Here is a 12,612-nt window from a genome sequence, read left to right as displayed (position 1 = left end):
CGCAACCACGGGACCAGAGAAAAGAGCAAGACGCGCCCGCCCGGCTGCATCGCCTTGAATTGAACGCGGGCTTTGCCTGTGATCACCACGTTCGGCGGGACGGTCACGTCCAGCTTATAGCGGTCCACCCGGATCTCTTCGCTGGCCCCTTTTGCCGAGTATGTCGAAGGCGTGGTGGCGCCCGCCGGGAACGAATTCCACACATCAAGGAATTCCAACCCCTCGTCGAGCTGGCCCACGGAAACTTGCTCCTCGCTGCTGCGATCCACCTCCGCCATTACCCATTTCTTCTGACTTGTGTAAACCTGAGCATGGAAAAGGCGGGTCCGCTCGCGATCGAGCGAGAGCAGCGACCGCAACACCTGCGGTTCCCAGTTGAGTCCCCAACGATCCATCTTCTCCTGCCGTTCCTTGTAAAGAGTCAGGAAACTTCCGCCGCCGGAGAACTTGCGGCCCTGGCGGCTCAACTCGTCATAGGTTTCATCGGTGAAGATCAGCAGCGCCTTGTCGAATTCCAGGTTTAGCTCAGGTTGCCCCGTGCGCCGCTGCAACTGATGCGCCTCGATGGCGTTGGGAGGAACCATGCGGAGCGCGCCTGCCCCCGTGAAGACCCCTGCCCAGACAACCCCGGCCGCTGGCTGGACGAATTCGACCCTGCCGTCACGGAACGTGAATTCAAAGGCTTCGCGCTTCAATTTGACATTTTCGAGCTGAAAAACGCGCTCCGGATCGTCTTTGGGTTGGCGCAACGCTGTCCAGATGGCGTTCGGTTCGGGCTCTTGGGCGACGACCGGCGCGACAAACCAGAGGAAAACTGCCAGGGCAAGCATTCTTCGCGGCGGCTGCATGGGTTTCTCCGGCCAGGCTTGCAGGATTTTGACTTAGCGGAATGTATATCTAGGTTAAAGCCGAGACAAGTCGTTTTTGGCGGGCCAGCTTCCGTTGGCCACAGGGCCCGCTCGAGGGGACAAAGTCGGCCGCGCTCCTCGCCGGAGGAGATCCCGGAGGCGAGGCAAAGCGAGCCGGGCGGCGTGCTCTCCGGCAAGAATGATATCGTGGGCGCGCTCGAAATCACCCCAGCGGTAGCAGACCACGTGCGGCTCCAGCACCACATCGGCCAGTTGCCGCCAGGAGTCCATCGCCTGGCGCTGGGCAATGGAGAAAGATTGGCCCACCACGTCCAGCAGATTACGGGGTGGCTGCGGCTCCGGACAATGGCCGGCGTCGAGCCAGACGGCAACAATGATCTCGGCGCCAAGCTGTGCCACCGCTCGCGTGGGCACCGTGCCCACCAGCGCCCCGTCCACCAGCGCATGGCCGGCATGCTGGATGGGGAGAAAGAGGCCCGGCACGGCGCAACTCGCTCGCAGCGGCGCCACCAGCTCGCCCTGGGTGAAAATGACCGGCTCGCCGGTGGCCAGGTCGGTGGTCACCACCGCGCAGGGAATCTGCAAATCCTCAAACGTGCGCGCCCGGATGAGCCGGTGAATAAACTGTTCCATGCGCTCATTCGTGGCCAGCCCCATGCGCGAAATCGTCCAGCGGGCAAAGTCGCGGAAGCGTACCTTGGCGGCTTCTTCCTCCATTGCCCGCAAAGACATTCCGCTCGAGTAAGCGGCGGCGATCAGGCTGCCCACGCTCGTGCCGGCAAGGCAGTCAACCGGGATGTTGTTTTCCTGGAAAACTTTCAGCACGCCGATGTGAGCCAGACCTCGCGCAAAACCGCTGCCCAGTGCCAGGCCGAGCCTGGCCCGGCCGAACGGCCGCTGCGGGGCGTAGGCAAAACCACGAATGCGCCCCACCGCCCAATTCAGCCCCACACGCAGCCAATGTCGCGTCCGAGCCATCGTCGCTCCCTGTAGATTGGAGTCGCCGCTCACCGGCCGGGTTGCAACGTTGTAGGGGCGTACGGCCGTACGCCCCTACTAGCTGCCAAGTATAACGCGCCAAACCCGGGCAAGAGCTGGCTTTGCGCCGGATGTGCCCCGGGGTACAATGACGCCCTATCTTCGTTTCGAGGTCATCATGATTCGCAATTTGGAAAAAGTCGCCGTTTTGGGAGCGGGCACCATGGGCGCCCGCATTGCTGCTCATCTGGCCAACGCCGGTTTTCGTTCTTTCCTGCTCGACATCGTTCCCGACAAGCTCACCGAGGACGAGCAGCAGAAAGGGTTCACGCTTGCCTCGCCGGCGGTTCGCAATCGCATCGTCCTGGCGGGCCTCGAAGCGGCGAGGAAGGCCAGGCCCGCCGCCTTTTTCACCCCCGGCCGCGCCCGGTTGATCACCACTGGAAACTTTGAAGACAATCTCGGCTGGGTGGCCGAAGCGGATTGGATTATCGAGGCGGTCGCCGAACGGCTTGACATCAAGCGGGCGTTGCTCGCCCGGGTGGACGCGTTGCGCCGGCCGGGCACCTTCGTCTCGACCAACACTTCCGGTCTTCCAGTGCGCCTGATCGCTGAAGGATTTTCGGAAGATTTCCGGCGCCACTGGGTCGGAACGCACTTCTTCAATCCGCCTCGCTACATGAAGCTCGTGGAGATTATTCCTACCCCGGAAACGGACCCTGCTGTCATCGAGACCTTGCGCCACGTCCTCGACCGGATGCTGGGCAAGGGCGTGGTCATCGCCAAGGACACCCCCAACTTTATCGCCAACCGGATCGGGACCTATTCGGTGCTGAACGTCATGCGGCGAATGCAGGAGGATGGCCTCACGATCGAGGAGGTGGATGCGCTGACCGGGGCGGAGATGGGCTGGCCGAAAAGCGCCACCTTCCGCACCGTGGATATCGTCGGCCTGGATGTGCTCAGCCACGTGGTGCGCAACCTTTACCAGAACGCGCCGCACGACGAGCGCCGCGAAACTTTCCGCCTTCCTGCATTTGTCGAACAAATGCTGAGCCGGGGCTGGCTGGGCGACAAGACCGGCCAGGGCTTTTTCAAACGCATCAAGAAAGATGGCGAATCGGAAATCCTGACGCTTGACTACCAGACGCTCGACTACCGCCCGCGACAGAAAGCGAAGTTTCCTTCCCTCGAAATGGCCAAGCAGATCGAAGATCCCGCCAGGCGGCTCGCCACGGTCGTGGGCGCCGAGGACAAGGGCGGCAAGTTTGCCTGGAAGGTCCTTTCGGACATGCTGACCTATGCTGCCGCGCGCATCCCGGAAATCGCCGACACGGTCGAGGAAGTGGACCGCGCCATGCGCTGGGGATTCAACTGGGAGATGGGACCCTTTGAGATGTGGGACGCGCTGGGCGTCGAGCTGACCGCCGAGCGCATCCGGCGCGAGGGAGGAACCATCCCGCCGGTCGTCGAGCAGTTGCTTTCAAGCGGCGCAAAAAGTTTCTATCGCAGCGAGTGCGGCAGCCGAACCTTTTTTGATCTCGTTGCCGACCGGCACCGCCGGCTCGAAGAGCGCCCGGGCATTCTTGTTCTCAAACACCTTAAAGAGAAACCGGGGGCGGTCATCCAGCGCAATGCCGGCGCCAGTCTGGTCAACCTGGGCGATGGGGTGGCGTGCGTCGAGTATCACTCCAAGATGAACGCCATCGGCGCGGACATTGTTCATATTCTGCACGCCGGTCTTAAAAAGTTGAAAGAAGATTTCCGCGGGCTGGTCATCGGGAACCAGGCGGCGAACTTCTCCGTCGGCGCCAACCTCATGCTCTTGCTCGTCGCCGCCCAGGAAGGCGACTGGGAAGAAATAGACCTTGCCGTGCGATCCTTCCAGGGCGTGAACATGGCCATCAAGTACGCGCCCCGGCCGGTTGTCGCCGCACCCTTCGGGATGTCGCTCGGCGGCGGCTGCGAGACGCCGCTGCATGCCGCCCGCATTCATGCCGCCGCCGAGTGCTACATCGGCCTGGTCGAAGCAGGCGTGGGCCTGATTCCTGCCGGGGGCGGCTGCAAGGAGATGCTGATCCGGGCGAATGAACGCGCCGCGAGCGGGGAAGAGCTTGACCTGGGGCATGCCCTTAAAGAGGTCTTCGAGCAAATGGCCCTGGGCAAAGTAGCGACGAGCGCCGAAGAGGCAAAAGCCTTCGGCTACCTTCGCCCCACCGACAGGGTTTCGATGAATGCGGAGCGGCTCATCGCCGACGCCAAGCAGACCGCCATCGAGCTGGACGAAGCTGGCTGGCGCCCTCCGGTGCCCGCTGAAATCAAAGTTCTTGGCCAATCGGCCCTATCGCTCATGAAACTGGCGGCGCACATCATGAAGCGCGCCGGCTACGCTACTGACCATGATGCCGTTGTGGCCGGAAAACTCGCCCACGTCCTGGCGGGAGGGCCCCTCTCCGCGCCACAGACCGTCAGCGAGCAATATGTTTTGGACCTCGAGCGGGAGGCTTTCCTGAGCCTCTGCGGTGAACGAAAAACGCTCGAGCGCATCCAATTCACGCTCAAGACAGGCAAGCCGCTCAGAAACTAAGAAGCCCCCATCCTTCTCGTGTTCTTGGCGAGAAGGGTGAGGTTCACTCAATTGAAGTCAGGCCTCCTACGCCGTGGTCGTTCGCGTTTCCAGGACACCTGGGAAGAAACACATGGGGATGTCGCGCGAGGTGCGCAAACCGGGTTTGGCTTCGAGCAATGCAGGCAGACAGTTGACCACCACTGCCGCGGTGGCCAGATCGCCGTGCGTTCCCCCAGGGATCTTGAAACTCAGGTCAGGCACGCCGTGGATGGCGACCTCGTCCGCTGGATCCCTGGCGCCCACGTACATCTGCAATTCGAGGGAAACCATTGCCTCGCCGGCACTCAGGCCTCGAGCCACCTGACGGACGCCCGCCACTCGCCCTGCTGGCACCTCGAGGAAGGGTGTGCGAACGGTGTCGGTTGCGAGGACCGGCTCGATCGTCTCGGTGATGTTGTCAACGCTGAGGCCGAGGGAGTCGGCAAGCATCGCGGCAGATTCAGGCAGGCCGTGATGCTTGATCCGGCCGGCCTCCACCTGCGAACGAAATTCTTCGGCGGTAAGCCCGGCACCGACCTTTTTTTGGAGTGGGAGCCTTCGTTCGGATGCATTGACCGTTCGTTTTACGCTGACGGAGAAAACTCGTTGGCAAGCCGTCGCCAGGGTCAGCACCAGCTTGTCCATGACAAAGCCCGGGTTCACCCCCGTTCCCAGGATCGCCACCCCGCGCCCGCGCGCCATGCGGTCCAACTGTTCGCTCAGCTTCGGGTGTTTGCGGAAGGGATAGGCCAGCTCCTCACAGGTCGAAATCACGTTCAGGCCTTGTTCCAGGCAGCCAAAAAGTTGTTCGGCCACATCGGTCAGGTAGGAAGATGTCGAATGGACGACAACATCGGCGGAAGTCTTCAAGACCACTTCCGGCCGGTCCGAGACGCGGATTCCCGTCTCGCGACCCGCCTCGGCCACCTCACCCAGGTCTTTTCCTACCTTGGCTGGATCCACGTCCAGCGCGCCCACGATTTCTATGCCCGGCTTTTCCAACATTAGCCGAACGATGCTGGCACCAATGGGGCCGACGCCGTATTGAATTACGCGAAGCTTCTTTCCCATAACCACGCCCTCCTGTTCGTCTTGGCACGGAAGTGTCGGGAGCCAATTTCGTTTTTCGTCCCGAAGCTTCGGGACGAAACTCGGAACTTCGGTCGTCCTGGCTACCCTTGTTGTTTGCTAGGTTCTAATCCTTTGGGTTTGCCCCATTCGGGCGCAGCGGGCGATCTCCTCAGCTACATAGGCCGAGAAAGCTTTTTTCAGGCGGGAACTGACCTCGCCCCCAACGACTGGCACTTTGTGCTCCTCGATCTCCTTCACCGGACAAACCTCGCGCGTCGTAGAGGTAAGGAAGACCTCATCAGCAGCCCACAGATCTTGCCGTGTCAAAACCGATTCTTCCACGGTCACCCCGACGCTGCTCGCCATTTCCAAAAGAATCGCCCGGGTGACGCCGGCCAGGCAACCCGACGAGAGTGGCGGTGTAGAGACCTTGCCGGAGCGAACGCAGAATACGTTGGCCGATGTGCACTCGGTCACCTCGGCTCGCTCGTTCAAAAGGATGATTTCATCGAAACCGCGGTTTTGAGCCTGCTGCAAGCTCCAGACGTTGCTGAGCCACGAAGTAACCTTGGTCCCGCTCAACGGCGATGCCGAATAACGGCCGTGCTCCATCAGGGCTAGCCGGGCGATCGTCTCGCGGGCAGGCAGGTCGGCGGTGTACATGATCCAGTCAACCGGCGGGAATGGTTCATCGCTGCACCAGTAGCCAACGCGGTTGAACGTAAAGTAGATCCGGGCCACGCCGCTTTTCACCTGGTTCGCTCGCACCAGACCTAAAAGCTCGTTCCATACCGACTCCGGGTCGAAGGTCAACGGAAGCTCGATGCGAGAGGCGTCAGAAACCAGGCGCTGCCAGTGCCGCTCGAAGGCGAAGGGATAACCGTCGTAGATCCGCAGCGTGCTGAAGAGGCCCCACCCGTTCAAAAGCCCGGCCTGGCCTGGAGAAAGCCGCACTCTTTCCAGGGGAAGAATGCGGTCATTGTGGAAAATGAATCGGTGCATCCTCCGTGCCTTCCTTTCGCGCGGCTGACCTTCGGTATTCTACGCCAGAGTGTCCGCTAGAATCGTCAGAAAAAAGATTCGCCACAAAATAGCTTCGCCACAAAAAATAAACAAGTTCGTCTGTTGCCCTGGTGGGTTCATAGTCCGGTGCCGCCTTTTCCGCGCGGTCTGGATTCCTTGCTTTTTGCCCGCTCTTGCATCCAATATACTTCGAGGGTGTTTGTTTAGCTGGGTGCCCCATCCGGAGTTTATCCCGACTATATCGGGGCGAAGCAAGAGTGGGGAGATCCAAACGAATGACGAGTTTCGAATTTCGATAGACGTGAAGAGGGGCGAGTCATGAGAGAAGCGGTGATCGTCAGTGCCGTGCGAACGGCGGTGGGCAAGGCATATAAAGGGACTCTCCGCGCCATGCGCCCGGATGATATGGCGGCGGTGGTGATCCGGGAAGCGATCGCGCGCGTGCCGGGCTTGAAGGCGGAGGAGGTGGAAGACATCATCCTCGGCTGCGCCATGCCGGAGGCGGAGCAAGGAATGAATGTCGCCCGCATCGCCGCCTTGCGAGCCGGGCTGCCCAATTCCATCTCGGCCATGACCATCAACCGTTTTTGCTCCTCCGGCCTCCAATCAATCGCCATGGCCGCCGAGCGCATCCTCGCCGGCTTTGCCGACGTAATTGTTGCCGGCGGCACCGAATCCATGAGCCTTGTCCCCATGGGTGGCCACAAGATTTCTCCCAACCCCTGGCTCATCGAAAATTATCCCGATTCCTATCTTTCGATGGGCGTCACCGCCGAACTCATCGCCCAAAAATATGGCATCAGCCGGGACGAACAGGACGCTTTTTCCCTGGCGAGTCACCGGAAGGCGGTCAAAGCCATCGCCGAGTCCAAATTCCAGAACGAAATCATCCCGCTCGACGTGACCAACGTTTGGGTGGACGAAAAGGGCAAGCGCCAGACGCAAACGCTGAAATTCGCAACCGACGAAGGTCCCCGGGCCGATACTTCGCTCGATGCGCTGGCCAAGCTCAAGCCGGCATTTTCCGCCGAAGGCAGCATCACTGCCGGCAATAGTTCGCAAATGAGCGATGGAGCGGCGGCGGCGGTGGTGATGTCGGCAGATCGGGCGCGGGCGCTGGGCGCGAAACCGATGGCCAAATTTCTCGCCTTTGCGACCGGCGGCGTCGCGCCGGAGGAAATGGGCGTGGGGCCGGTGGTCGCCATACCTAAGGCGCTCAAGCTGGCCGGCCTCAAGCTCTCCGATATCGCGGTGATCGAACTGAATGAAGCCTTTGCCGCGCAGGCGCTCTCCGTGATTAAGGTAGCCGGACTCGACCCGGCGCGGGTGAACCCCAATGGCGGGGCAGTGGCTCTCGGTCATCCCCTCGGTTGCACCGGCGCCAAATTGACCGCCACGTTGTTGGGCGAACTCGAACGCCGCCCGCCGCGGCGGGCTCGCTATGGCATGGTCACGATGTGCGTCGGCGGCGGCATGGGCGCAGCCGGTATCTTTGAACGAATCGAGTAAATCCACCTGTAGTTCGGTCTCGGCTTGAGGGGAAACAGAGGACGTGGTCAGAGAGAGGTGTGGGTGCCCCATCCTCTGCGAAACTTGTCCCGAGCGTAGTCGAGGGAGCAAAGGGTGGGGAGGATCCAGACTTGGCTTGCCGCCTCAGCCTGATTCAGAACTCTTCCTCTTCCGGCTTGGGCAGTTTGGTGATCTTGGACTCGACCTGTAATCCACGAGCTTTCACGTCTCCCAGAATCGTCGCGCGCAATTCGGCGGGCAGTGCCTCGGGAGGGTGTACGCCCCAGAGGTCGCGCGGAAAATATTTGACGAAAAGCGCCGCGGTATGGGCTGTGGCATAGGCAATCGGCGATGCATAGAGACCCTTGAGGCGGATCTGGTAAAGCGTGGGGAACGTGCACAGCCAGCGAATCCGCAGCGGCTGCTCCGCCTTCACGCCTTCCACCAGCACCGCCGCTGCCAAGCGAGCATTGGAGAGAATTCCCCGGCGGATCAGCCGCGCCACCTGCCGCGGCGTCGGCGTCTTGGGAAAACGCTTCGCCACCAGGCCGCGCGACCGGTGGAGCTTTCCCTGGCGATACCATCGCCGCAGCCGTTCGATTTCGTTTCCGCCGATTTTTACGTCCATCTCTTGCATCGGAATGAAGTGCGGCAGCGTCCCGACTTCGTCCTGCGCGGCGAGATAAACCTTTGCCTCGCCGATGGGGGCCGGAAAGCGGAAGCGCTCAGGCTCGCCAAAGCGCTTGCCGAAGCCGAAGCGCCCCTCGCGGTACACACGCGGCCGGGAAGTGGCCTCATCGTAGGCGGCTTCGTGCGACCAGGTGGAAATCGGGTCCTCGCTTTCCGTGCTCTCGTACAGCCGGACCTGCACCCGTTCGACCCGGTCACACATCTCAGCGCTGCGCTTGACGAGCAGGTTCGTCAGCCCGGGAGCGACCCCGGCATTGATCAGCGCCGTGCGACGCTTTTCGAGAAAGCGATTGTGCCAGCGAAGTTGCTCGGCCTTGAAGGGGTAACGGGAGAGATGCGTGGCCATATCGAGGTAATGCGCCCGCAACCGCAGCGCCCCCCGCAGGACGATCTCGTTGAACACTGCTGGCGAGGCGTTGACCAGCAAGTGGCAGCCCCGTCCGGCGCGCACGATCGCCCACAGGTTGCGCGCATTCACCTCGTAAACCGGGATGGGGCTCTTCTTGCCCAGGAAGCGCCGGGCGCGTTCCGGGTCTTTGTCGCCGCACCAGACGGTATGACCCTGCCGCGCCAAGAGCTCGGCGAGCAGCGAGCCGGTGGCCCCAGCTCCCAGAACGAAGATCCGCATCGCAGGGAACTCTATTCTCGAAAGGCAAAAATGACAAGCGGGAGACAGAGAGGCAAAGACCCAAGACTCAAGACTCAAGACTCAAGACTTGACACCAGTGGCCGGTGACGGCCGAAACTCCTGGCACAATAGCCGTGGTATCCTTGCGCTGCCGAGGCCAAAATGAAGAGACGGCGCACGCTGATCACGTCCCCACTTGAGTGGCAGATGACCGCGGCGCCGGTGCCGCACCCGGCACAGCCGGTCGTGGCTGAGCGTGGCGGGACGCAACTCCGCACGCCTCGGCCGGTGGTGATCGTGGACACTCGGGAGCAGAACCCGTTCTCTTTTGCTCGCTTTCGTGGCTGGTTTAAGGGCGTGGAGAAAAAGCCATTGAAGCTGGGAGATTACTCGGTCGCCGGGTTGGAGGAGACCTGTACCGTTGAGCGGAAAGACCTGTCTGACTTGGTTCACTCCTTCACCGTCGAGCGGCCGGTCTTCATTAGCCGGCTCCGGCAAATGAGCCGTTACCCACAACGCCTGTTGGTCATCACCGCCGCCCTGAGCCAGGTTAAGTCTCCCTATGCGTACAGCAGCGTCAATCCCAACAAAATCACCCAATCACTGATCGCACTTTTGGCGGGTCTCGGGGTGCCCTTTCTTTGCGTGGAGACACATGAACTGGGCGAGGAGATTGTGGCTTCGTATCTCTACCAGGTCTTCCTTTACCACTGGCTGGAAACCAACGACTATGGCCGCTTCCTGGCCGACAACGACCTGTAGTCCGCCCCTCATAGCACTAACCCGCACCCCGCGGCCCTTTTTCTCTAAGCTCACGATCCTATGACCTCTGGCCTGCTAAAATCGTGGGATCGATTTGGCCTGCCGCGTTGTTTCAGTGGAAGAGGTGACCAATGAAATATTCGGATCCCGCGCCCGGGTGGACCACCGAATTGATTGCCACATTCGTTTTTGGCTTTGTGCTCGCGACCCTGCTGTGGCTGGGGCTGTGGTTCTTCAGGACGAAACCCGACTATGCTGCCGCGTTGCACGCCAAGGAAACCGCATTGCGGGAGTGTGTGGCAGCTAAGAACGAGTGTAACGACCTGAAAGACAAAGCCTGGGCCAAGAACGAAAACATCCGCCAGCAACTCGAAGAAGCGAGGTTGGGGTGGGGCCGCTGTTTGAAAAGCAAGAAAGCTCTCGAAGAAAAGTTACAACCCTGAAGCGCAGGGTCGAAAAGGAGGAAACTCCCGTAGCGTAGTCCCGCCCCCTTCCACCAGCCCACACCCCTTGAGGCCGCTCCTCGGCCTCTTTTTGGTTCCAAGCCATAGTTTTTTGTTAACAGATTCATCCAGCGGCGGGACCTTCCGTATATGGCACTTTGTTCTCATCGAACAGTTCGGCAGGCCTCCTTAGTGGGCGGACGAAGCCAAAAGCACCTGTACTGGCGTTTGCAACCGGTCCTTGCTCTGTTGCGATGGGAGCTCCGAACGGCGCATGGCGCAACCCCTCCTTTCTCGTCCACTGAATGATTCGGTGCAAAACGCTTGGCAGCTAGCCGCAGAGTCCAAAGGCATATCCTGCCTGCTCAAGCTCACCTAAGATGAGCGGTTGCCACCGCCACGCATTCCGGTTAACGGGTGGTACGCCCTGCTAGTCTGTGCTAGGCTCAGCGCAACAGGAGGGCAAAACCATGGATCAGCTCATTCTGGCTTTGCTGGTTGCGGCGGTGATCCTCTACCTGGTGAGCGGCTGCAGCCGCTTTTTCAAGTTCCAGATTGCGGGACACGACCCCGCGGTGTGGTGGCGGGGCTCAATGGGCCTTTTGGGTTTCAGCATCGCTCTGATGCTCTGGCAGATCCTGGAGGTTCTCCGGGCTCGCTAGGGCACACCACAAGCAAGCGAAGACTAGCGACAGCATTGGCGGTTTCCCGGCTCTACAACCGACGCTGAGGCGCATTGACGGAGCGGGCACCCCTGCTCTCTTGTTCGCTCCTCTACCTAGGGCTGGCGGCTCTAGCGCAGAGCTTTCAGTGCCGCCGTCACATCCACCACCGCAAAAAACGTGTTGACTTTTCGCGCGCCTTTCGCTGATCCAGTGTAGGCGTATTGAATGTTGATGCTAGCCGCACCCAGCTTGCTCGCTGCACTCCCTAGCGCGCCGGGCTTATCGGTTAGGGTAACCTGGACGATATTTTCCTCGGTTGTTTCCCACCCGCGTTCGGCAAAGACCTTTTTGGCCGCCGCTGGCTTATCGACAACCAACCGAATGGCACCCCGCCCTTCCACGACCGACGCTATGAACCCAATGATGTTTACCTTCTTTGCCCCCAGGGCGGAGGCCACTTCACCTAACACCCCGGGCCGATCTTCCACCCATACGGTAAGCTGCTTTGCTCTTGGCATGCGCGCACCTCCTTGCGCTTGCATTCTACATCCACGGACACGTTAGGATACGCAAGCCGCACTCCACTCTGCACCCCTCACACAAACCCGCCACCCACCCAACCACCCGGACGCAGCGTCCGGCTCCCCCCTGAATTTTGCTGCTTAGGAGGCGCGCGGCGCCTATGCGCGACAAAATCCATCGGCTCGCCATAGAAAGAAGAGAACCCCCCAGCCCCACAAGAAAAACGGCCTTCCCAAGCCAATCCCCACACCTCCCACCGCCGATTTCCGTGCCCGCCTCCCCTCAAAAATCCCCGTCCTCGCCCGCTTGAATCCGGGTCCGCTCCACAGGTGTATAATTAGGTTCAGCAACACATTCCATACGTACCGGCCGTCCGGCGCGCTGCCCTGCGAATAGGCGGTTGCCATGTGGAAGGAAGTCACGATCATCTGCGGCCTAGTGCTGCTTGGTCTCGCTGGCTCTTCGCAAGAGAAGAAGAAGGCTGTCCAGGAACCACCGCCCGCTGAGTTCAAAATCCCTCCCGAAGAAGCCCAGCGCCAGAACCCCGTTAAGCCGACACCCGACTCCGTGGCCGAGGGTAAGCGGCTGTACGGCTTCGATTGCGCGATGTGCCACGGCAAGGAAGGCGACGGCAAAGGAGACTTAGCCGAGGCGATGGGGCTCAAGCTCCGCGACTACCGTGACCCCGCGGCTCTGAAAGACATGACCGATGGCGAACTCTTCTACATCCTCTCGAAGGGTAAGGGCAAGATGCCCGGCGATGAGGGCCGCATGAAGCCCGAGCAGCGCTGGCACATGGTCAACTACATCCGCTCGCTCGCCAAAAAGGAGTCTCCTTCAAAAC

12 protein-coding genes are annotated in these 12,612 nt (G+C 60.9%); 6 read left to right on the top strand and 6 right to left on the bottom strand.

Going from position 1 to position 12,612, the window contains the following annotated elements; translation table 11 throughout:
* Both VIH17_10775 and VIH17_10770 read right to left on the bottom strand, forming a co-directional pair.
* Nucleotides 1–848, bottom strand: an 848-nt coding sequence (locus VIH17_10775) for a hypothetical protein (protein ID HEY4683716.1), incomplete at its 3' end; no start/stop codon positions are given.
* 54 nt (nt 849–902) lie between these two features.
* Entirely contained in the window at nt 903–1,847 is a 945-nt protein-coding gene (locus VIH17_10770; protein HEY4683715.1) for a patatin-like phospholipase family protein, read from the bottom strand.
* Between the two features lie 178 nt (nt 1,848–2,025).
* Here VIH17_10770 and VIH17_10765 point away from each other — a divergent pair, with 178 nt between their 5' ends.
* Entirely contained in the window at nt 2,026–4,434 is a 2,409-nt protein-coding gene (locus VIH17_10765; protein HEY4683714.1) for a 3-hydroxyacyl-CoA dehydrogenase NAD-binding domain-containing protein, read from the top strand.
* Between the two features lie 66 nt (nt 4,435–4,500).
* On the opposite strand, the gene VIH17_10760 is transcribed toward VIH17_10765, so the two are convergent.
* On the bottom strand, nt 4,501–5,526 hold the full coding sequence (locus VIH17_10760) for a hypothetical protein (protein ID HEY4683713.1): 1,026 nt from the start codon (nt 5,524–5,526) through the stop codon (nt 4,501–4,503).
* A gap of 117 nt (nt 5,527–5,643) precedes the next feature.
* On the bottom strand, nt 5,644–6,528 hold the full coding sequence (locus VIH17_10755; GenBank protein ID HEY4683712.1) for an aminotransferase class IV: 885 nt from the start codon (nt 6,526–6,528) through the stop codon (nt 5,644–5,646).
* Nucleotides 6,529–6,867: 339 nt separating this feature from the next.
* On the opposite strand from VIH17_10755, the gene VIH17_10750 reads away from it, so the two are divergent.
* Nucleotides 6,868–8,058, top strand: coding sequence for an acetyl-CoA C-acyltransferase (locus VIH17_10750; protein ID HEY4683711.1), 1,191 nt, complete (start codon nt 6,868–6,870; stop codon nt 8,056–8,058).
* Nucleotides 8,059–8,212: 154 nt separating this feature from the next.
* Here the strand turns inward: VIH17_10750 and VIH17_10745 are convergent, their stop codons facing one another.
* Complete coding sequence (locus VIH17_10745) at nt 8,213–9,376, bottom strand: saccharopine dehydrogenase NADP-binding domain-containing protein (protein ID HEY4683710.1); 1,164 nt, start codon at nt 9,374–9,376, stop codon at nt 8,213–8,215.
* 162 nt (nt 9,377–9,538) lie between these two features.
* On the opposite strand from VIH17_10745, the gene VIH17_10740 reads away from it, so the two are divergent.
* From VIH17_10740 to VIH17_10730, 3 genes are all read left to right on the top strand, one after another.
* Entirely contained in the window at nt 9,539–10,138 is a 600-nt protein-coding gene (locus VIH17_10740; protein HEY4683709.1) for an ERCC4 domain-containing protein, read from the top strand.
* A 131-nt stretch (nt 10,139–10,269) separates the two neighbouring features.
* The gene (locus VIH17_10735) at nt 10,270–10,581 is read left to right on the top strand and encodes a hypothetical protein (GenBank protein HEY4683708.1); all 312 of its coding nucleotides are present in this window, start codon (nt 10,270–10,272) and stop codon (nt 10,579–10,581) included.
* 470 nt (nt 10,582–11,051) lie between these two features.
* Nucleotides 11,052–11,243: a hypothetical protein gene (locus VIH17_10730; GenBank protein HEY4683707.1), complete on the top strand. Its 192-nt coding sequence runs from the start codon at nt 11,052–11,054 to the stop codon at nt 11,241–11,243.
* 131 nt (nt 11,244–11,374) lie between these two features.
* Here VIH17_10730 and VIH17_10725 read toward each other — a convergent pair whose 3' ends face one another.
* Nucleotides 11,375–11,764 carry an ACT domain-containing protein gene (locus VIH17_10725; GenBank protein ID HEY4683706.1) on the bottom strand — a complete coding sequence of 130 codons (390 nt, stop codon included), beginning with the start codon at nt 11,762–11,764 and terminating at the stop codon, nt 11,375–11,377.
* A gap of 409 nt (nt 11,765–12,173) precedes the next feature.
* Between VIH17_10725 and VIH17_10720 the strand changes: the two genes are divergently transcribed.
* The coding region (locus tag VIH17_10720; protein ID HEY4683705.1) for a cytochrome c at nt 12,174–12,612 on the top strand (439 nt) is incomplete at its 3' end.

The sequence above is a fragment of the Candidatus Acidiferrales bacterium genome (assembly GCA_036514995.1).
Lineage (GTDB): Bacteria > Acidobacteriota > Terriglobia > Acidiferrales > DATBWB01 > DATBWB01.
This window is presented reverse-complemented; position numbering and strand designations above follow the sequence as displayed.

Excerpts from the sequence above, each read along its gene's own strand:
- VIH17_10770 (HEY4683715.1), bottom strand. The coding sequence starts at position 1,847 with ATGGCTCGGACGCGACATTGGCTGCGTGTGGGGCTGAATTGGGCGGTG.
- VIH17_10765 (HEY4683714.1), top strand. The coding sequence starts at position 2,026 with ATGATTCGCAATTTGGAAAAAGTCGCCGTTTTGGGAGCGGGCACCATG.
- VIH17_10760 (HEY4683713.1), bottom strand. The coding sequence starts at position 5,526 with ATGGGAAAGAAGCTTCGCGTAATTCAATACGGCGTCGGCCCCATTGGT.
- VIH17_10755 (HEY4683712.1), bottom strand. The coding sequence starts at position 6,528 with ATGCACCGATTCATTTTCCACAATGACCGCATTCTTCCCCTGGAAAGA.
- VIH17_10750 (HEY4683711.1), top strand. The coding sequence starts at position 6,868 with ATGAGAGAAGCGGTGATCGTCAGTGCCGTGCGAACGGCGGTGGGCAAG.
- VIH17_10745 (HEY4683710.1), bottom strand. The coding sequence starts at position 9,376 with ATGCGGATCTTCGTTCTGGGAGCTGGGGCCACCGGCTCGCTGCTCGCC.
- VIH17_10740 (HEY4683709.1), top strand. The coding sequence starts at position 9,539 with ATGAAGAGACGGCGCACGCTGATCACGTCCCCACTTGAGTGGCAGATG.
- VIH17_10735 (HEY4683708.1), top strand. The coding sequence starts at position 10,270 with ATGAAATATTCGGATCCCGCGCCCGGGTGGACCACCGAATTGATTGCC.
- VIH17_10730 (HEY4683707.1), top strand. The coding sequence starts at position 11,052 with ATGGATCAGCTCATTCTGGCTTTGCTGGTTGCGGCGGTGATCCTCTAC.
- VIH17_10725 (HEY4683706.1), bottom strand. The coding sequence starts at position 11,764 with ATGCCAAGAGCAAAGCAGCTTACCGTATGGGTGGAAGATCGGCCCGGG.